At 36.0% G+C, this 25424-nt stretch carries 24 protein-coding genes and 1 pseudogene; 21 read left to right on the forward strand and 4 right to left on the reverse strand.

The features are described 5' to 3' along the window. A partial coding sequence (locus tag A3GQ_RS25080; RefSeq protein WP_169818316.1) for an IS3 family transposase occupies positions 1 to 239 on the reverse strand: 239 nt, incomplete at its 3' end. Between the two features lie 925 nt (positions 240 to 1164). On the opposite strand from A3GQ_RS25080, the gene A3GQ_RS0119915 reads away from it, so the two are divergent. The 15 genes from A3GQ_RS0119915 to A3GQ_RS28275 all read left to right on the forward strand — a co-directional run bounded on the left by A3GQ_RS0119915 (position 1165) and on the right by A3GQ_RS28275 (position 16774). Continuing rightward, positions 1165 to 1686 carry a MerR family transcriptional regulator gene (locus A3GQ_RS0119915; RefSeq protein ID WP_028778552.1) on the forward strand — a complete coding sequence of 174 codons (522 nt, stop codon included), beginning with the start codon at positions 1165 to 1167 and terminating at the stop codon, positions 1684 to 1686. A 508-nt stretch (positions 1687 to 2194) separates the two neighbouring features. Beyond that, the gene (locus A3GQ_RS0119920; RefSeq protein WP_028778553.1) at positions 2195 to 3082 is read left to right on the forward strand and encodes a ParM/StbA family protein; all 888 of its coding nucleotides are present in this window, start codon (positions 2195 to 2197) and stop codon (positions 3080 to 3082) included. Between the two features lie 12 nt (positions 3083 to 3094). Next, a complete protein-coding gene (locus A3GQ_RS0119925; protein ID WP_028778554.1) occupies positions 3095 to 3337 on the forward strand; it encodes a hypothetical protein in 243 nt (80 codons plus the stop codon). A 290-nt stretch (positions 3338 to 3627) separates the two neighbouring features. Further along, positions 3628 to 4695: a hypothetical protein gene (locus A3GQ_RS0119930; RefSeq protein WP_028778555.1), complete on the forward strand. Its 1068-nt coding sequence runs from the start codon at positions 3628 to 3630 to the stop codon at positions 4693 to 4695. A gap of 328 nt (positions 4696 to 5023) precedes the next feature. Further along, positions 5024 to 6067 (forward strand): helix-turn-helix domain-containing protein, encoded by a 1044-nt coding sequence (locus tag A3GQ_RS0119940; protein ID WP_028778556.1) that lies wholly within the window; start codon positions 5024 to 5026, stop codon positions 6065 to 6067. 57 nt (positions 6068 to 6124) lie between these two features. Then, on the forward strand, positions 6125 to 6766 hold the full coding sequence (locus A3GQ_RS0119945) for a hypothetical protein (protein WP_028778557.1): 642 nt from the start codon (positions 6125 to 6127) through the stop codon (positions 6764 to 6766). 2235 nt (positions 6767 to 9001) lie between these two features. Then, positions 9002 to 9874: a hypothetical protein gene (locus A3GQ_RS0119965; RefSeq protein WP_028778560.1), complete on the forward strand. Its 873-nt coding sequence runs from the start codon at positions 9002 to 9004 to the stop codon at positions 9872 to 9874. 90 nt (positions 9875 to 9964) lie between these two features. Next, complete coding sequence (locus A3GQ_RS0119970) at positions 9965 to 10870, forward strand: HEAT repeat domain-containing protein (protein ID WP_156877835.1); 906 nt, start codon at positions 9965 to 9967, stop codon at positions 10868 to 10870. Positions 10871 to 11561: 691 nt separating this feature from the next. Beyond that, positions 11562 to 12185: a hypothetical protein gene (locus tag A3GQ_RS0119980; RefSeq protein WP_028778563.1), complete on the forward strand. Its 624-nt coding sequence runs from the start codon at positions 11562 to 11564 to the stop codon at positions 12183 to 12185. Positions 12186 to 13191: 1006 nt separating this feature from the next. Then, positions 13192 to 13527, forward strand: a complete 336-nt coding sequence (locus A3GQ_RS0119995; protein ID WP_028778564.1) for a hypothetical protein — start codon at positions 13192 to 13194, stop codon at positions 13525 to 13527. After that, entirely contained in the window at positions 13514 to 13780 is a 267-nt protein-coding gene (locus A3GQ_RS0120000; RefSeq protein ID WP_156877836.1) for a hypothetical protein, read from the forward strand. Before A3GQ_RS0119995 ends, A3GQ_RS0120000 begins: the two co-directional genes overlap by 14 nt. Beyond that, positions 13761 to 14306, forward strand: a complete 546-nt coding sequence (locus A3GQ_RS0120005; protein WP_169818317.1) for a HEAT repeat domain-containing protein — start codon at positions 13761 to 13763, stop codon at positions 14304 to 14306. The genes A3GQ_RS0120000 and A3GQ_RS0120005 overlap by 20 nt, the downstream gene beginning before the upstream one ends. A 339-nt stretch (positions 14307 to 14645) precedes the next feature. Beyond that, entirely contained in the window at positions 14646 to 15413 is a 768-nt protein-coding gene (cas6, locus tag A3GQ_RS0120010; protein WP_028778567.1) for a CRISPR-associated endoribonuclease Cas6, read from the forward strand. Between the two features lie 41 nt (positions 15414 to 15454). Further along, a complete protein-coding gene (locus A3GQ_RS0120015; RefSeq protein ID WP_156877837.1) occupies positions 15455 to 15736 on the forward strand; it encodes a hypothetical protein in 282 nt (93 codons plus the stop codon). A gap of 915 nt (positions 15737 to 16651) precedes the next feature. Further along, complete coding sequence (locus A3GQ_RS28275; protein ID WP_281170848.1) at positions 16652 to 16774, forward strand: hypothetical protein; 123 nt, start codon at positions 16652 to 16654, stop codon at positions 16772 to 16774. Between the two features lie 839 nt (positions 16775 to 17613). Here the strand turns inward: A3GQ_RS28275 and A3GQ_RS0120030 are convergent. Beyond that, the gene (locus A3GQ_RS0120030) at positions 17614 to 18192 is read right to left on the reverse strand and encodes a helix-turn-helix domain-containing protein (protein ID WP_028778571.1); all 579 of its coding nucleotides are present in this window, start codon (positions 18190 to 18192) and stop codon (positions 17614 to 17616) included. Between the two features lie 362 nt (positions 18193 to 18554). Between A3GQ_RS0120030 and A3GQ_RS0120035 the strand changes: the two genes are divergently transcribed. Continuing rightward, on the forward strand, positions 18555 to 19169 hold the full coding sequence (locus A3GQ_RS0120035; protein WP_028778572.1) for a type II toxin-antitoxin system PemK/MazF family toxin: 615 nt from the start codon (positions 18555 to 18557) through the stop codon (positions 19167 to 19169). 261 nt (positions 19170 to 19430) lie between these two features. Here the strand turns inward: A3GQ_RS0120035 and A3GQ_RS25860 are convergent. Both A3GQ_RS25860 and A3GQ_RS0120050 read right to left on the reverse strand, forming a co-directional pair. Further along, positions 19431 to 20137: pseudogene (locus tag A3GQ_RS25860) on the reverse strand (creatininase family protein). Between the two features lie 506 nt (positions 20138 to 20643). Further along, a complete protein-coding gene (locus tag A3GQ_RS0120050; RefSeq protein WP_028778574.1) occupies positions 20644 to 20874 on the reverse strand; it encodes a hypothetical protein in 231 nt (76 codons plus the stop codon). 171 nt (positions 20875 to 21045) lie between these two features. Here A3GQ_RS0120050 and A3GQ_RS27405 point away from each other — a divergent pair, with 171 nt between their 5' ends. The 5 genes from A3GQ_RS27405 to A3GQ_RS25865 form a co-directional block, all read left to right on the forward strand. After that, on the forward strand, positions 21046 to 21210 hold the full coding sequence (locus A3GQ_RS27405; protein WP_156877842.1) for a hypothetical protein: 165 nt from the start codon (positions 21046 to 21048) through the stop codon (positions 21208 to 21210). A gap of 163 nt (positions 21211 to 21373) precedes the next feature. After that, positions 21374 to 22027, forward strand: a complete 654-nt coding sequence (locus tag A3GQ_RS0120065; RefSeq protein ID WP_028778575.1) for a hypothetical protein — start codon at positions 21374 to 21376, stop codon at positions 22025 to 22027. Positions 22028 to 22082: 55 nt separating this feature from the next. After that, positions 22083 to 23393, forward strand: a complete 1311-nt coding sequence (locus A3GQ_RS0120070) for a type IV secretory system conjugative DNA transfer family protein (RefSeq protein WP_028778576.1) — start codon at positions 22083 to 22085, stop codon at positions 23391 to 23393. 46 nt (positions 23394 to 23439) lie between these two features. Then, complete coding sequence (locus A3GQ_RS0120075; protein ID WP_028778577.1) at positions 23440 to 24486, forward strand: HEAT repeat domain-containing protein; 1047 nt, start codon at positions 23440 to 23442, stop codon at positions 24484 to 24486. Positions 24487 to 24498: 12 nt separating this feature from the next. Next, a partial coding sequence (locus A3GQ_RS25865) for a hypothetical protein (RefSeq protein WP_211227751.1) occupies positions 24499 to 25424 on the forward strand: 926 nt, incomplete at its 3' end.

A 25424-nucleotide genomic window follows, 5' to 3' on the forward strand; every position in this document is an offset into this window, starting at 1 on the left:
CGAATGGCAGACTGAATGTGTAATTCCTTCATGAGTCGGTACACTCGCTTATGATTGACCAGAAAGCCAGCTTTTCGTAATGCAACAAGCATTCGCGGATAGCCAAAAAAGGGACGAAGATGATGGATTTCCATGATCTTCTCTTTCAACAGCTGATCCTTTTGGCTAGCTATTTTCCTTTTTTGTCGTGTTGTTTCCCACTTGTAATAACCAGAACGAGAGACTTTTGCAATAGCCACCAACCACACCACAGGGTACTTTTTTTTCAGTTCTTGAATAATTTCAAAACGAGTTATTTTTGGGGTCCATGCTCCTCCAGTAGATTGGGATAACGCTTTTTTAAGTATTCGACCTGTGCTTTCAAGTAATCTCTTTCTTCTACTACGCTTTGAAATCTCGTACGTGGTCGGCCCAAGAATGGATTGTCCTCTTGTGTTGTTTTTCCTCTCTTATCTGTGAAAGGTTCCTTATTTCAGGTATTTTTTCACCCATGTTTTCACTTGTGTGCTACTGACGTTAGCAGTTGGTTATCTTTGCTTCTAAGATCACCAACTGCTAACGTCACCAACTGAGAGCAAATCCCTGCATGTATGCTCCCGAGGGAGCGCCCGTTGCCGACTGACATCACCAAATGTCGGTCGGTCGCCTGCTTTTACAAATATAAACAGAAACTCTTCCCTACTCCCTTTTGAGATTTATTGAGAATTTCTTATTTAAATGTACAAATGAAAAAAACACTCGTTGATCCATTTTCTATCTCGAAAAACATGATTTTGTAACAAGATAGAATTGAGTACTCTTTGTCCTCAACCCCTTAGAAAACTACATTTTCTTTTTAAATAACACCCCTGTCAAACACATGACCAAGTGACATCCTCCAAATTATTTATGTCAAACCTCTATCCATCAATATTTTCGAGAATTGGTTCTGCTTCTGTTTTTGTAATTGCCTCTTATGTCACTAGCCAGTTGACAAACATGTCATAATCATTGTTGCTCTGACAACACTGTCATCAGCCTGTCAAAGGGGAAACTTACAAGGACATCGAAGAATACATTACAGTGAAATTGTCACGTCATTTATGCCATAATAGCAGTTAAGAAGTAGAGTTAAAGACGTGTCCATCTGACACTCCTCTTCCTGACATTGGAGGTGATGAAGCATTGAATTGGCTAACGATTACAGAAGTGAGTCACAGACTACAGGTTTCAGATCGAACCATTCGTCGATACTGTCAGGACCATAAGTTGTTCATTGACACAAGAAAAGAGTCCAGCAGACCATTGGAAGTCAATGAAAAATCGTTGGACACCATTAAAGAAATTCGTGCCATGTATGAACAAGGATGGGACAGAGAACGAGTAGAACGAAGACTCAATGAAACAAAGACAAAAACGATCCAAATAAACGACGCAGAAAAATTCGAACTCCCTGCTACGGTTGGGGAAACGCTGAATGAATTCAAAGTTATCATGTTGGAAATGGCCAAAAGGCAGAAAGCCATGGAAGATTATCAAGAGGAATTATTGGATACGATCCACTCTCTCAAAAAACAAATTCGGGATCTAGAAGACAAAAACAACGAAGATCTCACACAAATACAAGCTACTCTCAGCCGTTTAGAAACATATAAAGAACAATCCATATGGGAAAAATGGTTTGGAAAAAAACGTCCTTCAGAATAAGCAAGGGCGTTTTTGTCTGACAAAACACGGTCTGTCACCCATCTTGTAAAGCCTTTATCAAATAAGGGTTCCCCCCAAACCTTGCCATGTCCATGACTAAAACTTATCCAAGTTGTTGTTATGATTTGTAGACTTATATATGTATTTATATAAAAACCTATCTAACGTCAGACATCAAGAACATTGTCACTCACATCTTTAAACCCTTACTATATAAAGCTTTATACTATAATTGTCATGTCCATGACTAACTATATAGTTATGTCTGTCACTCTGATCAAAGAAATTACGAATCGATATTCAAAAAGAGCATAGAAATGACTGACATAACAACGTCTGCCACTTATCACGTAGAAAACTAGGTTCTACAAGGATTTTAAACACATCTGCCATGTCTATGACTATCATTGACAAAAGTGATGACAATTAGGCATTGTTAATCTATGAAAATTGTTTTACAATTAACTCAGTGCCGAAAAGGATGACAATTAGGCAATAGGAGGAAAAAATGTCCAAAATACTTGCAATAGATTTAGGCAGAGGATATGTAAAGGGAAAGACATTAGAAAAAGAGTTTAAATTCATCTCGCTGATTGACCAAGCTGTTCCTCTTACGATCTATCAGAAACTAGAAGGCGATATGGTATTGGAAGAAGAAGATGGAAGTTCTTATTTTGTAGGTGATTTGGCATTTCGTGATGGAAAAGGGCTGAAGAGAAAACCTACTACAGATGCTAAAGCTACTGATGACACCATGCGTCTATTTTATGCTGGACTATACAGAGCTGGCATTAAATCTGGACCTGTCACCATTATGACCGGAGTACCCAAATCAAATATTGAAACTGGTGACCATCAGAATCTGAAAAGTAGGATAGAAGGGGCTCATCGCTTCAAAATCAATGGGGAACAGTGTGAGGTACATGTTGTCAGATGTTTTGTCACAGTAGAAGGTGGGATCATCTATAACTACCTTCAATCCATGAATATGGTCCCTGACAATGCGAAAAAAGTACGTGTCATTGATCCTGGCGCATATACCACTAACTTTGCAACCTATACAAGAAACCTAGATGGCAAATGGATCTACTCGAACGGGGAATCTGGAACCATTGCACGTGGGTGGGAGAATGATGGAAGTGGATCCGAAGATGTAGAGGTAAATCCAACTCAACTAGCGGACATGCTAGCCTCCAATCTTCAGCGTACATGGACAAAGAACAATGATTTTCCTACCTTTTTAGCTGGAGGGGGAGCTACAAAACTAGAAGAGCCAATGAAAAAATATTTTCCACAAATACATGCGATAACCGATTCACAAATGTCCAATGTTCGTGGTTACTTTACAGAATTGAAAAAAAGCGTAAATCCATCTAGAGGTGCCATTCGATATTAGGGAGGGGACACTATGTCACGAGTTCGCCCTCAAGTTTCTTTCAACTTAAACAGTCAATTAGAACGAAATCTGTATGAGAAAATCAAAGAAATAGATCCAGATAATTTCTCCAATGCAGCGAAGCATATATTCTTTGCTTATTTTTTTCCACCTGGTGGAGGGAGTCAGCCTATTATTCCTAGTCAACCAGAGTCAGTGATAGTAGAAGAACCTGAGGAACAATTTGAGGAATTAGAAGGTCTACCCATGTTCTAGTTTATAACAAACTTGTCGCAAGATGAAAATCTTGGTAGAATTATTGGTAGATTTGTAGAGCAGAAGATCAATAAAATAGCGAAACGACCTGCTGGAAACAGGTCGCCTTACGTTGGGGTGGTTTATTCGTTGTTGGCGCAACTAGTAAACCGATATTCTCCAAATTTGTCACCACAATTGTACTTATTTTTTCTGTTTCAGTCAACAGGGGAATACTGTGCATATTTAAGAAAAGGTGAAGTAAAATTCTGGTAAGGCGATCTCCCTCAGGACGAGAGGAGATTTTTTTCATGTCGGAAGAAGAACGAGTACTCAAACGAGGCATAATCAAAGAAGAATTGGTAGAGTTATGTGGATGCTGGAAACAAGCATTAGTACTCAACCAATTACTATACTGGACAAAAATCATCCGAGAAACAGATCGAAACATAAAATCTCAAATAACCGAATTCAAAAAAGTAGGTTTTAAAGATCAAGCAAATAAATTAGAATCCTTGATTCGTGATGGTTGGTTTTATAAGCGTGGAGAGGATCTAGCTTCAGAAATCATGGCTTTTAAAAAAACAGCTGTCAATGATCTTGTTACCAAATTAGAAAAACAGAAGTTTATCTTTACAAGACCTATTAGTCATACCAATAAGACAAAATATTTCAAGGTAAATGTCCGACACATACATGATCAACTACATAAGCTAGGTTATTCTCTTGAGGGGTTTACTTTTCAAGAAGAACCACAAATCCAAGAAATAAGCCAAACCGTATTGCGGTCAGGCGAAATTAGGGAAGATAAAAACGTAGAAGCTACTATTAAAGGCAAACCGTATTACGGTCAGGCAGAAATAAGCCAAACCGCAACTCGGTCACCGCAAACCGTATTACGGTTACATACAAAGAGTACTTATACAGAGAATACTTTTTTTTCTGTTGTTGTTGTTGTACAAAAATTATTCTTTGAAAAGTTTGGAATAGAAATTTCATTTGAATCTGCTGAACAAGTAGTTTTGCAACACACGGAACATAAAAAAGAGATAGAGGTAGCTATAGAAGAAACATTAGAATGGTCAAAACTAACTGGAAAAAAAATTAACAATCCTGTTGGTAGTGTTATCTATGCCATGAAAACAGGTTGGGATTTAGAAGAATTGAGAAAACAGAAGGAGATAAATAATACAAAGCAGCCTGTTCTTAAAAAGAAGAAAAGATTAAAGAAGCTATCGAACCTACCAAAATCTATGACAGGAGAGTTACAAGTAGAATTAGGCCAACAGGAACTTGCTGCTACTTTGGAAGATATTGAACAAACCTTAGGAATGTTGAGAGGTACTGAAACGAAGATTATAGATAAAATAGAATCTTAGATCCACTGATCTGGAAAGCTAATAGACAAAAATTGTAGTTGTCGTTATATGTAAATATTGGTAGAATCATAGGCAAACAAAAAAATACAAAAGAAAACGACCTGATAGTGTTTGGAAAACACAGGTCGCCGGGAGCAATTCATTTGTGTCCAGCAAATGAATTGCCAGATTATTTTCAAATAGTCATTCATTATTTTAACGCGTTCCAACATCTTGGTCAAGATACATATAGAAAAAAACATTTGTTAAAAAAAATGATTGATACATTTAGTTTAACCTAACCGGTGACCTTTCCAACGCTAACAAGCGAAATGGGAGGTTTTTTATTATGAATGAAGAGCAAATGAAAAGCATTATCGGAGGAATCTTTGGTACAGGCACATATACCGTATTTACAGAAGATGGGGAATCAATCGAGAAGAAAGAGAAATTTAATATCCGCCTTTACAAAGATTTATGGTATTCAGGTGCTATTAAAAAGCTAAAAGGCAATAAACTCAGCATTTGGCTTACGATAGCGATCCATGCAAATAACACAGCCGAAGGATGGCCATCTCAACGGACCATCGCTGAACTACTAGGATTAAATAAAGATACCGTTACAAAAGCCCTTGAAGCTTTAGAGAAGGATGGATTTATTGAACGATCTGATTTAGAAAGAAACGAAAGTGGTCAATTCAAAAATACAAAATACAAAATTAAATTTGCCCCAGATCTAACCAGTCCGAAAAAACCGGACAGGGAAGAATCGAGTAAAAATAAGGGTTTCAACCAGTCCGAAAAAGTCGGACAGGGCCTGTCCGAAAAAACCGGACACGGTAAAACCGGACACGGAAAAATCGGACATAAGGATGAATTTCTTAAAGAAGATTTATTCTTTAAAGAAGATTTTGATGATGACGCTTCGCGAATTTCCTATAAATGGGAATCGGATTCTTTGTATCAATCCTTTCGTAATATATTTACCAACGCAGGTGCACCAGACATACAGAAACATAACGAACATTATCCAAAATTCGAAGAAGCTCTCAATAAAATTGGCTTTGGCAAGCTTATTTTGGCAGTAGAGAGATACATAGAAATAAACAAAGAAAATAGTCAGATTGTGTACTTTTTGAATGGGCATTATCAGCAATATCTCGAGAAGAGGACCGTTCAAAAAAGAACAGGGAGGGTAGGAAAATTACCACAATCGATTCAAAAACAGTGGGATGATCAAAAAAGTGTGAGTGAACAAATCGAGCAAGCAAATACTGAAATAGCTGCATCGTTTGAACTGGATGAAGAAATGAAAGGTACATACGAGGACATCAAAGCCACAATGAAATATTTGAGAAACACCGAGAAAAAGATTGCACAGACCAATGATTAGCTGTTCATTAATAAAGTAGATTCATAGAAAGATTTAGTGTTGGAGAGGAGTATACGAATGGGTAGAGCGTTATATTTTCAAGATAGGAAAAATGACAGGATTTATATTGAATTCGTCAAAGAAGAAGATACTAATAAGTTGTACATGTGGAATATTGAAGAAGGAAAAATGATTACAAATAAAGAAGTACAAGAACTTTTGAAACAAATTAAGCATTCTCTTGAAACAGTGGACCAAAAAGAAATCAATGATATCAATAATGATATTTTGAAAGAAGAGATCAAAGAGCACTATCTGAAGAGTTTTGAAATCGAATCTAGTTATACCAATCATGTGCTACAAAAAGAATATCGTGCTGATGGACATGGTCATGTGGTTTTCTTCGAGGATAGAGATCAGTATATTTATTTCGATTGTACGAAGAAATCAACGGATAAAACGTTGGTAGATTTATTAAACCGATTGAGGCAGCAAAAATCAATTACTGTACACCACGTTTTTGAGGCAACCGAAGCAAAAAAACTTTGTAATTGGTTAGAGCGATTGTTTTCTCCAGGGATATGTAGGAATGCATTCTTGGGTGGAGAGGAAATCATCCGTCAGAAACCTTATAGTCCAAATTTCAAAAATTATCTAATTCAATCTTTGAAGGAATATCGGAATTTCCCAAAAGGGATTCTCGATCTGATTCTTGATTGAATGTTTATTGAAAAGAAAAATCTTATTAAGAAAAGGGTGGGAAGAGATAAATTATCAGTTGAAAAGAGTGATTATTTGGCAGAATATCTTAGAAAACATCTAGGATCCACAGTGATGGATAAAGCTATTTGTAAAGTATGTCAAGGATCAGGGTACATTGAAGGAATAAAGTGCATTTATTGTACCAATGGGAAATATAAAGTAAATCGCAAGGAAGAAAAATTGTACAAGGATCCAAATTGCGGCGAAATTGTAGAGTTCTGATAGATTCGAACATTTGAACTGGAGAGGAGAAAGATATGTTTACCCCTTTCCAAATATGAGAAAATGGGACAACACCAGAAAGAAACTGCAAATGAGTTAAGGTATAACTACATAAAAGTAATATAACGCACATTGGACTTTGTATTAGACCGGTGCTTTGTGCTAATCGGCGAAGAGTACCATAGGTATACTAAGTTTCTCTAATAGTTTGATCTTCCATTTTTATATTAAGAAACTGATAGACTCATATATAGTCCTCTTGTGGACTGTATGGTACCTAGGAAGCCTCCAAATGTATTTTAGTTACTTTCCTTTTGGAATGTTAATAATATTGAAATAGGCGGAATATTTTTGGAACTATGAGATCATGCTTGGAATCCAGAAATTAAGTTGCTTAATATTTCGTTTTTTAAAATATATATTCAGAATAATATTATTATTTTATAGTATAAAACTATTTCTTTATTTCGTATAATTATTCCTCTATACTGATGAAGGGTGATTCTGTGTCTGTTTTGTGACGATCACCTGTACTCATCTTTTAGGAGGAATGACCTATTCCATTGGGGTGTGTGAGTTTATGACAAACGAAAAAAATAAAACGAAATATTTTTGTTTTATAAATATAATTTTAATGATTCTTACTTGGGTATGCTTTTATCTCAACTCTTGGAGTTACGAAATGTATCAAATGATAGACCTAGGAATCTATCCAAGTTTGTCAAGTAGAGCCAGATTATTGTTAGAATTTTTCCCATATGTATTTCTATCCACACTTATAATTAATTTAATATTAAATTATTATACGAAAAAATTCAATTTAAAAAGATTAATTCTTATAACTCTCTCTCTATCTGTGTTCTTTACAATTAGCTCATCAGTATATTATCTTATCTACTATTTATTAGATGTTTTGTAATACTCAGGTATACCAAATAAGACTTTTCCAGAGGATATGTTTCACTTCTCGGTTTCTAGTCGACTAGCAAAAAGTGTTCGAGTAGGCAGGGCCTCTCCCTTTGGGGATTGTGCCCTTCCCCTAATAGCCGGAGCTTCTAGGAAAAGTTATTGCTGTGGAATGATCGCAGAAACCATAAAGGAATTGGGGAAGAAACGGATTCCCGATATTAAAGCTACAATAAGATTTAGCTGGAATCATAAAAAGACTAAGTTATGGATTGTAAGACAGTAAGGAGACAGGTTATAAACATGAAAAAAAAATGATCTATGGGGCTATTACTGGATTGATAAGCGCTATAGTAACAGCATTAATTTTGTTTTTTGTAGAAAATGGGTGGCTATCTAGTATTTTAACTATTCTTGGGATGATAGTTGTGATTTATGTAATGAGATATTTTTTTAGAGATTCCAGTGAGTGATCAATAAAAATACTACAAAGAAGACAGTTCTCTTTGTAGTATTTTTATAATGGAAAGTGAATTTATGAAAAATTAATTCCACAGTTGATAGAAATGCCCAGTCATCTTAGAAAAAAGCAAGACGAGTCGTATCAATTAATAAACTATTTTACATAGGGAAGGATTAGGATCTTTGAAGAGTTTCTTTTATATTTTGGCAAGTATCCTTTTAGTTACAGCTTGCAGTCAGCAAAATTATGAAGTATTCACATCAGTTGAAAATGCACATTTACCAACCCTCCAGCAATGTTTTAAAGAATTTGGTATTAAGTATAGGATAAAAAACAATACCATTTATGTAATCAATCCAGAAAAAGCTATGATCAATTGCAGCTGAGTAAATAGAAGCCTAGCCACTCTTTATCTAAGATGTTGAGTACTAGGTTTCTTTAACATTTATAACGATGGAAGTATTATTAAAATGGTACTGTACGTTAAATCTTGTTGACTAGGAGTTAAGTATCTCTATGTTGTTTTTTTGTATCCTCTCATATGCATTGTTACGAATTTTCCTTATTAGAATATAAATATTTAGTAAAAGTGGGATGTTGGCATGGAGAATATTAAATTTACCCTGTTTAAGAATTTTGCCCTTCCAGATTCATTGTTTACTGGTAATCCACATGTTGGACAGAATGGAGAACTGTTTATAACTTATTACAGCAATAGAAAAGGAAATGGTTTGTATAAATATAGAGTATTCCATTTTACACCTCAAGAATTAAAAGAATATTTTTTTGAGTTGGAAGTAGATAAATGTGAAGTGGACAAAATCGAAGAGGATACATGGATTTTCTTAAATGTTTCTCCAGAAGAGGAAATGAAAGAAAACTTGTTCATTTACAACAACAAAAGAGAAAAATGGAATAAATCTGTAGTAGGAACAGGAATTGTTGACTGGCATATTGATCATAAGAAGATTGTTTGGATTACATACGATGAATTAGGGCTATTTGGAGAGGTGGAATTGGCTCAATCAGGTTTTGTGCAACTAACAATTGATGGGAAAAGACAGCGTAATATATTAGAAAAGCCTATTTTTAATCAAAGAATACCCAATATATTGGAAGGCATTTGCATCAACTCAAATCCTGACGATAAAATATGGTTCTATTATTACTCCGGCCAAGAATATTGTTTAGTTAAATTTGATCAAACAGGAGAAACATGCTATAAAAATTTTTCCTTGGATCAAATCGGTAATAGACATCCAATTCGATGGATGGTAAATAAGGATCAAGTCTTTTTATTAGGTGACCCACATGGGAATATTTATAGAAATTTTAATGATGATTTTTCTAATTTGGAAAAACTAAATGTTTTAGACGAAAATAACGAACAGATAAATTTTGATTGGATGAGTGCTAGACATAATATTATCTGGGGGATAAAAGGTAGTAACATATATAGCAGTGAGATTATTTAAGACTCTCACTGTTAAAACCATGGGATTCTAGGGTAGTTCGTGCAACACCCATGCCATCACCCCACCCCATGCAGTTAGAAGTGTATCCACATGGTCGGAACGCCTGTTACCAGCGTTCTAATTCCCTTCCTGCCTCTAATGGTTTTACTTGGTGGGAGATACATCTATTTGCCACCGAACCCCTATACCAGTACATTTTCCAAGAACAAACCTATAAGCAAAGAAGAAAATAGCGATTTAAGCCCGAAGGATATTTTCTTTTGGGCTTATTTTAAAGGATGGTGCAAATTGAATTATCAAGATTTATTAGAAAGTGACATTTATGATGTAAAAGAAACTATCAGGAAATTCAACGCCATGAACTCAGAAAAACATGGATTCATTCAGTATTTAGATGAAACTAAATTATCAGACAAAAGTTTAGAAATACTTGTTGAATTAACAAACCATAAGCTAGATTATATACGACTTGATGCTATTGAAATTTTATCGAGCTATGATTTGGAAGAAGATATAAATCATGTTTGGGCTACAAGTTTACTCGATTCAGAACCCTTAATTAGAGTAACTGCTGCAGAAATGGTTGCAGAGCAAAATATTACTCAAGGAGTACCTATATTAATAAAAATGTTAAACGATAAATCCTTTTTAGTTAGAGGTTATGCCGCTGTATCTCTATCTGAAATGAAAGCAAAAAAAGGAGAGATGTTTGTTAAAAGAAAACTTCGATATGAAAAAAATCATTGGGTTAAGCTTAATATGTTAACTGCTCTCTATAATTATGGAGACAAGCAGAAGATCAAAAAAATCCTAAGTTATCTTGAACACAAATCTTACCAAATCCGATGTGCAACTGCCAATATTCTATCCATGATTATAGTAGCAAATAACAAAAAGGAGGCTATCATTGCTTTGGAAACTGCTTTGGTGAAAGAAAAAACAATAGCTGCTAAATCAAGCATCCTTTCTACTTTAAATCAATTAAAAAGTGAATAAGAGTTAGTTCGACAAGAGACGGTCCTCTTTGTCGTATTAAAATTCTATGTAAAAGTAAATTTTGATGATAGGGATAATCAAATAGTAAGAGTGAAGCAAAAGATCAACTTATCCAAAGTACCGTAAAAACTTCATATGTTCATTTAATTTAATCACAAATGATAGAGGAGTTATATCATTTCAAAAAATGAAAATTTATATCCCGCTTTTTACCTTAACATTAGGAATATTAATTCCTGTCACAAGCATTTTAACTTCAATAATTAACATTGATGAATACATTGTTTTAATTTTAAATGGATTTTTAATTGGCTTATCATATGTTCTTGTTGATTGGGTCAAAGAAAGAACTCCAATAATCTCTGTTCGCATTGGGATTATTATGATTACAATAGGAGTAGTTTTTTTTATAGGAGTCACAAGTTTTCTACTATTTTCTCCAGTGTCAAGTTGGCAATAATTCTAGAATTGTTGAGATGTATGATAAATTTGGACACAAATGGTAAAGAATATAGGTTTTTTAAATTGAGTCAGGAGAAACATTGGAGGGTATTGGGTAACATATTCTCTGTTACTCAACTCCCCTTATACCAGTAGAGTACATAGGTAATACTAAGTTTCTCTAATAGTTTGGCTTTCCATTTTTATATCAAGTAATTGTTAGACGATTTAATAAGGGAGATAATAGAAAATGACCGAATTAGCAAAGATCAAGAATATCATTTATCAGTATTTCCCACAGAATAAGGTTTTTTTAGAGCCCAGCTATCAAGAATCGATTGAACATCAAAAATTACTTTTGTTGAAAAAAAGAACCAGGAAACTAAACTTCGAAAGAATGAAACTAAAACAAGTATTACAAAATGAATTTGTTGAGTATGAAATTTTAGATTGTAGTAATCTCCCTGAGCAAAATTGTTTTGAGTTTAAGATATTACTCCATCCCAATCAATCTGTATTAGATGATGATGTAGAATTAATGAGTAAACTTGGTGGATTACGCAGAGATATCTATCAATTTACCAGTATATTGGGTAAATACTGTTACTTTTTTATTCAAGAAACTAGCATAGATAAGATTTCAGGGGAATGGTCCTTTCGAAATATTGATTTAAAGAACGGACCTGATGTTAGGAGATTAATGGGAATTCTTGAGTTAGAGGGTTACAAATCTCTATCTGATAAAATTGCAGATAGAATGATAGATAATGTGGAAACGGAATTGAAGAGTAGTGGTGAGGCAAAAGTGTTCCACCTACTATTTACCGATTTGATCGATAATTTTGTTAATGAAGATCCTTTAGATGTAGTATAGATCTTTTGGGATGTAGGTTCTGGTCAAGGAAAAAGTTTTGGAACAGTTGGTTCTTGTTAGTTTTTCCAACAGTTAGTAATGGCTTAAAATAAGTCATGCAAGACAATTGCTTTAGTTTCAAGCCTTTAGAAGCTGTATTAATAATAGATAGCTTCTAAAGGCTCATTTCCTTTGAAGTCAATAAAATATCTTTGAGGACCTGAAGCAAGTGTTTGCAGTTCGGAAAAGATGGTTTCCTGTAAATTGTTGATAACCACGGACTGATCAATCGAGGTTCATCCCACGACCGTTCCCAGACGATTCTTTGGTTTCTTTCAATGGAAGAAGGAGGTATCACCTCGAGTGGAGTCCAATTATAAAGTTCTTTCATTCACATATACAAAACAACACAAAGAATAATGACCAATGGATGGAATTAGGTAATGGGAAATATAAAGTAAATCGCAAGGAAGAAAAAATGTACGAGGATCCAAAATGCGGCGAAATTTTGGAGTTCTGATAGATTGATAGATGCTCATAATTTCAACTCCAAATGGGGTAGGAGACGTTTGTTTGGTAGAGGGATACATCTTTCCCTTACATTTGTTTTAAATGTTCAAGTAGTATGAAAATAGTGTTGAGGAAATGTATTAAAAGGGATTAGTATCTAGGTGTTCTACTCTGGGAAGAAACGATTTCGAATAGGATAGGGTAGATTACAATGACAAACGTGTTTTCATTCTTTTTCTTCTGTCCATTTTATTGTGCTCTTGCTCGAAAAGAGACACCTCAAATTATACCTTAGCTGCTACACATGAGGAGATTGTTGATATTTCCATGTATAGACAATGTTTGGAAGAAGCAGGTATTGATTTTGAAGTGAGAAAACAAGGCGTCTTTATTCCAAAAAATGAGGTTTATAATGCAATGGTAGCATGCGACTGATCCTATTCTGGAGGCCTTTTGGGGCTTCTTTTTACTTTTTCCAGAATAGGATGGTCCCTATCTATTTTTATGGAGGTACAGATTGAAAAATCGTGATTTAATTTCAAACATTATCTTTCAATCAGATAAGGAGATACATAACGATGTCAAAGCCTGTGTTTTACTCTTTCTTCATTGGATAGGAAGAGAACTATCCTTCCCCAAAAAAGTAATGGTTTGTCTATTAGACGTAGAAGAACTGATAACCACTAAAATGGAAGCTGCAAATGGTTCCTTTTTTGCACCATATGATGAATCGGAATTATCTAAAATAAAAGTAGCTGTTGGGAGTTTTGAGGAAGACTCAAAAGAACATGGTGCTGCTATGGTTCTTCAAAATTATATATACACATTGGCACATGAAATTGGCACACTATGAACAGTGGATAGGTAAACGTCCCTTTCGAGAGCGTTTAGCGATTAAAAGAGGAGCAGAGTTAGTCGATAAATTTATAGAAGATCAAATTGAGTATATTTTGAATGAGCTTTCTCCTGCTCATCAGCTTCATCTTGAGAAAGAATACTATAACATTTCCATTTTAAATGTGAGATTAGAAATGATAGAGAGAATGGGAGAGTTAAATACAACAGAAACGATAAATTGGTTCCTATTTGACAAGAGACAAGAATGAATGGATTCGGTATAAAGCAGTAATGGAGTTGCGTCATTTTGAGGAAAAAAAGGTAGTAGAATCTCTTATTGATAGACTATCCAATGACGTAAATCCTACTATTCAAGCATATGCAGCAGAATCATTACAATATCATAAAGATAAAAGTAGTGTGGTGCCCCTTTTTCATGCATTGGATCATAAGGAGCCCGAGGTAAGAGAATGTGCAGCAGTTGCTTTAGGATGGATGGAGGCAAGAAGTGCGATAGCATCTATAAAAGAGAAATTAAAAAAAGAAAGATCACCTCGTGCAAAAATGCGTTTTTATGTTGCGCTTTATTCACTTGGAGAAAAAGAACATATCTACAACATTTATTCCTTTCTAGCCAATCGTTCTCCTTATATGAGGGAATCAACAGCAGGATATATTTCTTTACTTCCCATAGACAGAGAAATAAAGAAAAAAAAGCTAGAAGAAATATGGGAACAGGAAACGGTGGATTGGGTGAAATCTTCAATATCTGATAAGCTTAAAATGTTGGAATAATCTCAGTTAAGAACGGATATTTGAATTATAAGTAACTCTATTTTAAGTTGGAAATAGAGTTTTTTTCTAATAGTGTAGCTTTTGAAAAGTGTAAATTGAAACCTACTATTACTGATATTTGATATATTTCAGGATTGTATTGCTGTAAACAGCTTTGTATACTAAAAGATATCCATTGTATTCATGTTGAAATTGAAAATGTTTACTAAAAGGTTATTAGACTTGCACCCTCTGAAGGAATCCGGTTTATAAAAACAATTTGCAATTGACAGAATATAATAACTAGTTTACTATGGTTTTAGTCATTTTTATTCTGCATGTTTCTAAAAGGTTAAAGAGGTGATTACATTACGCATTCAAGCAAAATTCCATACAGAGCAAGAGATTTCTCTCCCATATAATCTAAATTATCTTATAAGTAGCTATTTGTACCAATGTTTAAGCCGTTCAAAGGCAGATCTTTCAAAATGGTTGCACGAAGAAGGGATAGTACATAACAAACGTAGATACAAGCCACTTGCTTTTTCCAATCTTCAATTTGTAAAAAAGAAGTTTCAACCAAACTATCAATTAGTTAACGGAGAAGCTACATTACTAATTAGTTCCATGAAGGAAGAAATTTGTATTGGACTAATTGAGGGTATTTGGAAAATGAAAGGATTACAACTAATGGACTGTCACCTTCCATTGGTAGAGGTAAAAATACTACCGACAATAGAGTTTCATTCCGTGATGAGATATAAGAGTTTAAGTCCAATTGTGGTAGCATCTCAACAAGAAGGGCGTATTCATTTTTGTCATCCCTTAGAAAGCCGGTTTTATGATCAATTAAGAAACACCATGAGGAACTGGTATGAAATTAAGTGGGAAGAAAAGTTGGACGAAAGTAGTGTTGACATTTCGATCAAAGATCCTACTAAATTTGATTTCCGAAAGTCTTCTGTTTTGACAGAGGTTAAAAAGAGGAAAATCAAAGGATACATGTTAGATGTAGAAGTGAAAGCGCCTCCAAAAGCTCAACAAATTATTTATGAGCAATCACTAGGAAATTACGCTGTACAAGGGTTTGGTTTTCTATCTCCTCAAATAGATACGGAGGTGAAATAGTGAAGGTTACACTGTTTAAATCAGGAGATCCTTGGTTCGATATGGGATTAGTCGGATTTTATCAAGATATAAAAAAAGCTGTAAGGGAATCCTTTTTTTCTGATTTTTGCAAGGTTCAACTAACTCCAATTTCTCTTGAACTTGAGTGGGAAGAAGATCAGGAAGAGGCCTTAATTGCATCCTTACAGGAATTGAAAGATAAACAGAAAGTCTGTCAACCTCCCATGGTTTTTGCCTTATATTGCATCCTTAGAGGAATTGAAAGTGTTTTTAAATCCCACAGCTTTGCGGCTTCTTGTACCTCTTATATTGCATCCTTGTAGGAATTGAAAGAATATGTACGTTATCCAATCGTATGTACCTGTAGAACCTTAATTGCATCCTTAGAGGAATTGAAACGCATTTACACTATTTTCAACGGTACGTAGTAATTTGAATAGTTAAATTGCATCATTAGAAAGCCTGTGAATTATTGCAAGTCAGTTTGCACTTGATGACAGCTACGTTGTTTGTTACAATAGAGATCATATGTTTCTAATAAAATTAGAATGTATGGTTGTCACGGAGGGCTGCCCCATTGGGGTGGCTTTTTTGCATTTGGCCGACGCGATGGAAACAAAGATGGCTTCCGGTGCGAGGCTGGGAGCCATCGCCTTCTCGATCGTGCTGGAAGTCGATCCTTCGATTCCCGACGATTTCGATGTTCTCGTCAGAGGCCATCAATCTCCTCGCGAAGCACTGGGTTCACGGAAGGCAACTCCGCCAGTGGCAGATGGTGATCATGGAGTACGCTGGACTTCCCCGCCATGGTCCGACTAGTCTGCTAGTGGCGACGAATCTGATATGCTCTAGCAGAAAGGCATCACCTACTTCCGCAAAAGAGCAAAAGACCGACCCTGATCCCACTTCTGGTGCATCTAGGTCGGTCATAACTTTTTATAAGCTGACATTCATTTAGTTTACTTTTATTGGAATCTATCTGATGGACTAGAGCAGCTACCGTCTCACTACCCCATTCAGGTTGTAAAGCTCCCTGTTTTCATTTCCTAAACAGAGATTACAATTATTTGTAATCTATCATGCCGCTTTTGTAATTATCTCGGATCAATCCCTATATTTGTATCCATATCTAAATTATTAAATAAATTCATATATTTATTCATTGAAAATATAATATAAATGCATTATTATAATAAAGATCTATCCGATCCCGGATAGTACATACTGGAAGGACAACCGTGCGTATCAACGTCAACTTCATCTGCAAGAACGGCGACGACGACAGCGACAGCGACAGCGGTCAGGACGGCGGCGATCTGGACGCCCTCAAGCGCGCGCACGAGGAGCGTCAGGGGAAGTAAGGTCGTTCTTCCCAGCGGGGCATCTGTAATCATTACAGGTGCCCCGCACCCATTTTAAAAAGCAAATAGTACTATAAGGGAGTATAGACCAGCTCCATTTTTTCTATCTATCGTGCCGCTTTTGGATTATGAACGAATAGATAGTCCGTTTATTTACATCGCAGAATGTCTTAGCGTAGACGAAAAGCCTTATTTTTACTGAATTAGCTCCTTAGCGTGGTAAATCCGCGTTTTTCTGTCGGGACCCCAGTAAGCATGGTTCAACAAAAGAAGAACTAGAGCAGAAAATTTTCGAACTGAAGGAAACATGATTGAGAGCTGGAAGGAGAACTAATTAGTATTTCAGATAGTGTTAATATTAAAAATGAGAGGTATCATGATATGAGACGGTAGAAGAATATAAACAACAAATGATGAAAGATCCAGAGTTTAAAGTCGAATATGATAATTTGGAGGTTGAATACTAGGAAAGTCGTAAAATTGTGAAAGCCATTACTAATAAGTAGAGCTATGGTGAATTGTGATCATAAATTCCGACTTGAATTGAAGTCCTTGAATGAAGTGAAAGCTGTTGATCTTCGTTTTCTGGTCATTCGGACCTTCTTCACTTTCTCCTTGAAGAGATTGAACGAGGAAAGGTATTTTCACATAACAAGAAATGATGATAGAATTAAATTGAAAAGACTGTACAAAAGTCTGTCAACCTCTCGGGGTTTTTGCATGATTATAGGTATACAGACAAAATGGTTGAACATAGAAGGGAAAAGAATTTCTTGATGTTCACAGACGGCTTATATTGCATCCTTATAGGAATTGAAAGTTAGGAGGAAAACCAAGAATTAGACCGATTTCATAGTGCCTAACTTGCATCCTTGTACCACGAGTTGGTCTACGGTCATGGAAGGATTTTTATATCCACTTCCGAATGCACCAATTCGGCTAAAGCTCATGCGGAATCCTTTTTTCCTGACCTTTTCAGCAAGTTGCTCCATAGTCCAACCTCGATCCTCCCTAAGGTACCGGAGACGCTGTCCCACCACACGACTGTAGAAATTCTTCGGTTTTGGGGACATGTCCGAATACAGGACACCAAACTCCTGTTGTAGTGCCTCAGAGATGTTTGGATGTTCGGTTAGGAACCACTCAGGAGGTATCTGAAACACCTTTGCAACTGCCATCAGCAGGTCCACGGAAAAGGAAACAGACGAAAGACGGTTAGCAGGCTGCATCTTCTTTACCTGCTGTACATTTCGTTCGAGAAGTGAGAAACGTGTTTGGGAGAACGGAATTTCCAATTCCCAAATCAGTTCTACGCATTTCGCCTGTGACATTTCCCGATGGAGCCTGAGGTGACCAAGGTTTTCCCCAAACAAGGAAGATACTTTTGTTTCTGCCTCAGTTCGAGAGCCACTGATCACGATATCTCCTTTAAGGGTAAACGGTATTTCCTTAGTTTTATTATATATGGTGGAATAAAATTGTTAAGTAAAAGCCCCGAAAAAATGTCTCCTTACAAAGACCAAGTGTTTTATCTTTTCAATAGAATATATTGGTTGCCATAGTACTTCTTCAGGAGTGAAAAAATGGATCATAATTGTTATAGAATTAGGTCCCAAAGCCCAGATGGTTAGAAGTAACTTTATTGGGGCTCCCTTATTCTCTTCTTAAAAACACAAACCAATAAAAATGGATTAACTACTGACATACAAAAAAGGATTATCCCAAAAAATACTTAATAGAAAAAATAGGGTAATACGAAGGAAGTAAGAGGAGAACAAGTATGTCAGGAAATAAAAATGAGGATAGAACGGATCCCTTTGAAGACGAATACCTTTTGGATAGGATTAATCAGTTGTATGATAAAAACCTTACCCTTTTACAAGCTTTGCTGAAACAATCACATTGGGAAGATAACAAACTTGGTTTACTAAGACAACAAGAGGATATCCTTTCTTACTTAGAATGGTTAGTTACGAAAACAGAACTGAAATACCATCGTCAACAGAAAACTCCTTTCCCATTGATTCGCAATGGATTATATTGGGCGGAGCTAGGTCAAAATATTGGAAGTGAGTATAATAAACGAAGACCTGTGATTGTCATTTCCGCAATACCAGGTTCGACAGTTACAACGGTGATACCCTTAACCACAAAACGGAAAAATGATGGTAGATGGACGCATATTGACTTAGAATGTCATGATAGTACTGCTCTTTGTGAACATCTTAGGGTCATCAGTAAAGCTCGTCTACAGAAGCCTTTACATGTGACGAAAAAGAACACAGAGGGTACTAACTATAGGAAAAATCAAAGGGATAGGATTTTAGCATTGTCTTCACAAGATAAGCATCAAATTCGAGCCACTTTAAAGCGCCTATATACAATTGTTGACTAATACTTCGTTAATCAATATAATGAATGTACATACGTCCCACAGTGTTAACTGTGCGAGATTCGGAATTTCGTCCCAAAAAGTAGTCCCAATGACTACTTTTTGTGCTTTTTACATATACTACAAACACATACGTCCCACAGTCCTATGGCTGTGCGTATCAACCCCTTCATTTGTTGGAGGGGTTTTTATTAGTATGAACTTGAATATTCAACTACACTCAGATTCATTAGATTATAATGGATACTTATATCTTGCCATTTGCTACGCAAGGTGAATAAACTCCTTTACTGTTTGTTCTATTTGTCTCGATAAATGATGTAGTAACAATTCTCCTTTTTCCGCTGTTGCCCTTGTTGGAAACCCAATTGCACCTGTTTCTGTATAGTATTTCATTCCAACCACATTCAGGAGATCTCTTTTTCGTGATTCTATATCAATATACTTTTCTGTTTTTACCACATTTTGATCATTAAACAAATGCAATAAAATAGAGGTCTCGCCTTCTCCAGCATGCATATCTTCGGAAATGGCGGATAAAATTCCAGCTTCTTTATAAGCATTTTCCCAGTGTTTTCTGTTGGGTGCAACCATTAAGCGATGGCGATTAACATTCATTTCTTGAGCTATATTTCCAAGAAGATAATTCCCTCCATGTCCATTAATGATAATACATTTCTGAATCCCCATTTGTTCCAGAGAATGAACGACATCTTCTATGATGGAGATAATGGTAGTAGAACGGAGAGAAATGGATCCTGGAAAGTCATGGTGTTCAAATGATGCTGAGTAGGGGAGAACGGGTGCAACAAAGGAATGATTGATAAGTTGGCCTAATCTATTTGCGATGGCTTCAGCATAATACTATCAGTGTTAATTGGTAAATGATAACCATGCTGCTCTAATGATCCAACTGGTATTAGGCCTATTTTTAAATTATTTAAATCTGTCCAAGTTGAAAATTTATCCACATTCGTCCTCCTGCTTAAATTAACAGTCTATATCTACATTGCTGAATATAACATATGTCAGAAAAAATAAAAAATAGGTTGAAATTATCTTCCTTTAAACAAGTTTATAGTACAAACTACCTTAGTTAAATATAAAAAGCCTGATCAGTGTTAACCGATCAGGCGATTGAGAGAGTTTTGATGTTAGACAGAGTATATCACAAGTGAGTGGAAACCCTCGCTTTTTTTTGTGTGTGAAATCAGGCGACCGTCCGAATCATATGATCCAAACGGTCGCAATGTTCCTGATAAGGAACTAAAGCAGGGTTCTACACTTAGGAGTTGTGATGCCCGCCTCCGAGGAAGTAGAAGAAGATAGCGAGCGCGGGCACACGCAGCGGCGCCTTCGGGGTGTTCCTCGGCGTTGAACATCCCCGCGATCATAATACCGATGATGAGGGGCATGTACGGGTTCTTCATTGTCTGCTCTCCTTGGAGATCGACCTACGATTATACTGATAATAACATTAATTTTTATTTTCTGGGTACATCTCGTTCAAAGCCTTTTGTAGAATACGGAGATCAAATCCACGCTTGAGCAGCAACACACAATTCGAGTTTGCATCCATAGCCCAAGTGACTTTTTCATTTATTTCATTAGGGTGTTTACTACTGCAGATGCCAATCAATTTGTAATCCTTGAGATACGAGAGATCATACATGTTCAGTTCTGGAGTTGTTGGAGTAGCTTTCATCATGTTCACAAACCAACCAAACGAACTGGATAAATTGCAAGTTTTTGAACTCGAGTCTATCTATATAAGGATTTTGATCTTAGAATAATTTAACAAAAAAATACAGGATTATCTTTTTTTAGAAAGAAAAATGAAAATACAATGGGAGTTTAGAAGAAATTGGAGGGAACCAATATGACAGACTGGTTCAAAGCAAAAGAAGATATTAAACCTGCTAATCCAAAATCCAGTTGGGTAAAAGGACCAAAGGGAGATTATGATGGAGTTCCGCGTCAGTACCTAGAAGCAAAACCTGACAAATCTTTAGAACCATCCCGAAAGAATCCATGGGATAAGTAGTAATGTTTACAAACCAAATACAAAAAAATCCTGATTGTATTTCATCAGGATTTTTTTGTATTTATATAGATTTAAGTCAAACCAAAAATAATATATTTTATTCTAAATATTATTTATATTATAATATTACATGATTGTAAAAAAATAGTGGGAGGAATTATATTTGGAAGTTAGAGGCATCAAATTAGGCAGTGAAGAAAAATTCATTACGGAATACAAGGCGTCGAAACTGATTAGCCCTTCTGCAACTGGATATCTCATCGTCACCAATAGAAGAGTTATTTTTACTGGTGAAGGTGTCAATCTACTGGGGAAAAAAAGTTTAGTGATACGAGATGTGAAAATTGATTTAGTTTCTGGTGTGATTTCATATATAGGTCCGGCATGGAAGTGGTTGAGATTTTTCCCTTCTTTATTGTTGGGTATCCTTTGTATCATTTTAGGTGAAGAGTTATTTGGTATTTTTTATTTAGGACTACTGTACCCACTATATGTTATTTACAGCATGTTGTTTGGGAATGATGTGGAAATTCGGATCATTGCTAGTGATCAACAGCACAGTTCGATTGGTGTAAGTGTGGACAACACCGGTTTGCTTCACAAGCTTCTTGGCATTGGAACCAACGATGCATGGGTTTCAATCAGTGCCAAGGGACCGGAAGAAGATACAGAAAGAATGATGAAAGAATTAGGAGCGTTAATTCAAGATGTACAAGTATTGGGAGATCTTGCAATAGAAAAATGGTCTTCTGAGAGTCTAAATAATAATGCTACAACGAATACTTCCCATACAAACAACAGTGATACATTCTTTTAAAATTAGAAAAGTACAATGTCAGCTACCAATCATCATATGGAAAGAATGATGGAATGTGAGTTATTGGAATAAAAAAAATATAGATGGTCAACAGCTGAATATGCTTTCCCCAGGAACGGTGATGGGAAAAGGGAAGGCCAAAATTGGGATTCGAGGGAAAGAGAACACCGGTATTACTTTGCATTCAGGACTTTTAGAAAGACATATCTTAACATTGGGAGCGATAGGTAGTGGGAAGACAAATACCATGAATCATATTGTCAAAGCTGTCCGCAGCACCATGACTTCCAATGATATTATGATATTTTTCGATGCGAAAGGTGACTATTTACAAGAGTTTTACCAAATTGGAGACGATGTCGTCTCCAATTCTTTGGTACCTCCGAAAGGTACAGTATATTGGAATATTTATAGAGACATTTTGCATACTCCCAAAGAGAAGCGAGAAGAAACCATAAGGGAAATTTCTACATCACTCTTTAAAGAAGATATCGAAAACTCCCAATCCCCTGTTTTTGCAATGGGTGCCCGAGATATTTTATCTGCTTTGTTATCCATTCAAGTCCAAGAAATGGAGACTTTAAATAAGCAATGGGACCATGCAAAACTGATTGATTTTGTTCAATCTTCTACCGATCTCAGTATACGAAATCTTTTATTGGAACATCCAGAACATAAATGGGTGAGAAACTACATTAAAAAAGATGGTGGGCAAACAACACAGAGTTTTATTGTTCATCTCTATCAAACGATATTTAAAATCTTTAGTGGTTCCTTTGCCAAGGCAGGCCAGTTTTCCATCAGAGAATCGGTAACGAAAAAAGGTGGAAAAGCAATATTTTTAGAATATGACTTAGCAAGTGGTAATCTACTAGAACCTATCTATACCATCATGATTGACTTAGCAATGAAAGAAGTCTTAGGTCGCTCCAAAACAGATGGAAATGTATATTTTATTTTGGATGAATTTCCGTTAATACCAAAGCTGAACTATATCGATAATGCATTGAATTTCGGTCGTTCTTTAGGAGTAAAAGTCATAGCTGGTATTCAAAATAGAAGCCAAGTGGAACATCGTTATGAAAAATATTTAGCCCATAGTATATTGAGTGGTTTTGGATCTGTTTTTGCTTTTCGGTTATATGATGGGGAAAGTCGAGCCTTTGTTTCTGAACGCCATGGAATGGTAAAGAAGCAGATCAGTATGTTGTCTTCCAATGCAAATAAAGGTATACAAGACATGATCGTTGATGGGAAAGTGATTGAAGATAGTGATGTGGTCAACTTAAATGTAGGAGAGTGCATTGTATCGTTACCAAACGGCGAGCCGTTCTTATTCTATCCTCTGATCTATGGAGAGACATAGATCAAAATACTTATCTTCGCCGAACTATTTTAAAGTGGGGTCTAAGATGAAAAATAACAATCTCCCAGCACAGTTAGAGGAGATGCAAGTTCTCCGTGATCAATTAAAAGAAGGTGTACCTATTACACCAGAAATCAAAAAATCATACCATTCTTTAATTGTGTCCATTCACAAATTTTACAATGAAAAAGTCATTCCCACTGTTTTAGACTCTTTTGTATGTCGTGAAGACATTGATGATTATAACTGGGGATTATATACAATTTTAAACTTTTTTAATCGGAACATTCTCACTACCCATCTACGAAAAGCACTTACTTCTGAAAATTGCGGAACGAGACTTTGGGCTTTGACACTACTGCGAAAATCCATGACTTCTGAACTTACTAACGAAAATTTTGAGCAAGAATTTGCCAGTATGTTAAATGATCCAGAGAGTAGTGTAAGATATGAAGCTTTGGTAAGTATTGTTTTGTGTTCCTCTAATCCGAGTTCCTATATAAAGGAGACTCTTGATGAAGACCCTTCCGATAAGATAAAAACCTTGGTTGAAAAAGTTCATCAAGATCATCTGGAGGCATTACATTACTTATTGAATCAACTGGTTCCTTTTTCGAAGAGAATCGACGAAATGGACGGCAAGACCGTAAATGATACGGATGAACTTATCCAAGTCATTGCTCCCTTTCAAAATGAGAAATCCATTCCTTTTTTGCTCCAGGCCTACTTACCATACGAAGACGATGATCTAGGATCGAATAAAACCATTGAAAAAATGCTGGATCATTACACAGATGAACAATTACTTCCTTATCTCCATGAAGCTCTTATCCATGGAAATGATGGTAGCAAAGCTGTTTCCATCTTAATGTTAGGTGCCATTCAATATCCGAATTATTTAAAGCTTATCCATCCCTTTGTCCATCATGAGAACGAATTTATTCGACTAAAAGTGATAGAAGGTTGTAGCTTATTTGATGATCCTTCCAGTAAACCCATTTTAAAAGAAATGGTGAATCGCGATGTTTCAGCAGTTGTTCGGGAAGAGGCTGAAATTGTTTTAGAAATACTTGAAGATCAAATGTCTGATTAAGGTAATACGCCATTGGATAATCGATCATCAAGAATAAACTCTAATCGCAGGGAACGGCAGAGAATAGCCAGAAGAAGAGAAGAAATTCGTAGAAGATTAGCAAGTCGTGTTAATGATACAGATGTATATTTGTATAATCAAGGAAATGCACCAAAAGGTAGCGCTCGAACAGAAGATGCTGTACAAGGCCATCACATGCCTCCACAAGCCTATTTAAGAAGAGTTGGAATAAAGCCAAGTCGAGTTCCCGTGATTGCAGTGGAGCATCCGCAAATACATGAACATACTACTTCATTTCGAGGTGGATATTCCTCTCCCCAAGGTCAAGCACGATACAATAACCCGGATTTATCTTTTGTGGATGTAATGATTGAGGATTGCATGGAGCTTGCTAATATACCAAGTGACAACAGATACAACAACAGTATCAAAGAGATGATTGATCTCTATGATCAAGCACTACAAAATCCAGAAACTTATGCTTCCAATGATGTCGATGAGACCAATGTGGAGGAAATGTATAGGCAGTTTTTTGGAGATGAAAGAGAGAAAATTGATCAATTTATAACAGAATTGGAAGAGATGGAGCTTGAACAATCAAATATTCAAGAAAATGAAATATCTAATCAAGAATTGAGTGAAGGGGAATCAGAAGAAGAGTCTGAGGTTCAAGAAGCAGCAGAAGAGCCAGAAGTTGAAGAGGAATCGGAAGAAGGGTCTGAGGTTCAAGAAGAAGCAACAGAAGAGACGGAGGTCGAAGAGGAGCCTATAGAAGAACCTGAGGTTCGAGAAGAAGCAACAGAAGAACCGGAAGTTGTAGAGGAATCAGTAGAAGAGCCTGAGGTTCAAGAAGTATCAAAAGAGCCGGAAGTCGAAGAGGAACCAGAAGAAGAATCCGAGGTTCAAGAAGCAGCAGAAGAACCGGAAGTCGAAGAGGA

This window comes from Shimazuella kribbensis DSM 45090 (assembly GCF_000428065.1).
Classification (GTDB): Bacteria; Bacillota; Bacilli; order Thermoactinomycetales; family Thermoactinomycetaceae; genus Shimazuella; species Shimazuella kribbensis.

Coding starts and splice junctions, on each gene's coding strand:
- A3GQ_RS0119930 (WP_028778555.1), top strand. CDS start 3,628: ATGTCGGAAGAAGAACGAGTACTCAAACGAGGCATAATCAAAGAAGAA.
- A3GQ_RS0119925 (WP_028778554.1), top strand. CDS start 3,095: ATGTCACGAGTTCGCCCTCAAGTTTCTTTCAACTTAAACAGTCAATTA.
- A3GQ_RS0119970 (WP_156877835.1), top strand. CDS start 9,965: ATGGTCGGAACGCCTGTTACCAGCGTTCTAATTCCCTTCCTGCCTCTA.
- A3GQ_RS0120035 (WP_028778572.1), top strand. CDS start 18,555: ATGTCAGGAAATAAAAATGAGGATAGAACGGATCCCTTTGAAGACGAA.
- A3GQ_RS0119965 (WP_028778560.1), top strand. CDS start 9,002: ATGGAGAATATTAAATTTACCCTGTTTAAGAATTTTGCCCTTCCAGAT.
- A3GQ_RS0120075 (WP_028778577.1), top strand. CDS start 23,440: ATGAAAAATAACAATCTCCCAGCACAGTTAGAGGAGATGCAAGTTCTC.
- A3GQ_RS0119945 (WP_028778557.1), top strand. CDS start 6,125: ATGGGTAGAGCGTTATATTTTCAAGATAGGAAAAATGACAGGATTTAT.
- A3GQ_RS0119920 (WP_028778553.1), top strand. CDS start 2,195: ATGTCCAAAATACTTGCAATAGATTTAGGCAGAGGATATGTAAAGGGA.
- A3GQ_RS0119980 (WP_028778563.1), top strand. CDS start 11,562: ATGACCGAATTAGCAAAGATCAAGAATATCATTTATCAGTATTTCCCA.
- A3GQ_RS0120050 (WP_028778574.1), bottom strand. CDS start 20,874: ATGATGAAAGCTACTCCAACAACTCCAGAACTGAACATGTATGATCTC.
- A3GQ_RS0119940 (WP_028778556.1), top strand. CDS start 5,024: ATGAATGAAGAGCAAATGAAAAGCATTATCGGAGGAATCTTTGGTACA.
- A3GQ_RS0120015 (WP_156877837.1), top strand. CDS start 15,455: ATGGGATTAGTCGGATTTTATCAAGATATAAAAAAAGCTGTAAGGGAA.
- A3GQ_RS27405 (WP_156877842.1), top strand. CDS start 21,046: ATGACAGACTGGTTCAAAGCAAAAGAAGATATTAAACCTGCTAATCCA.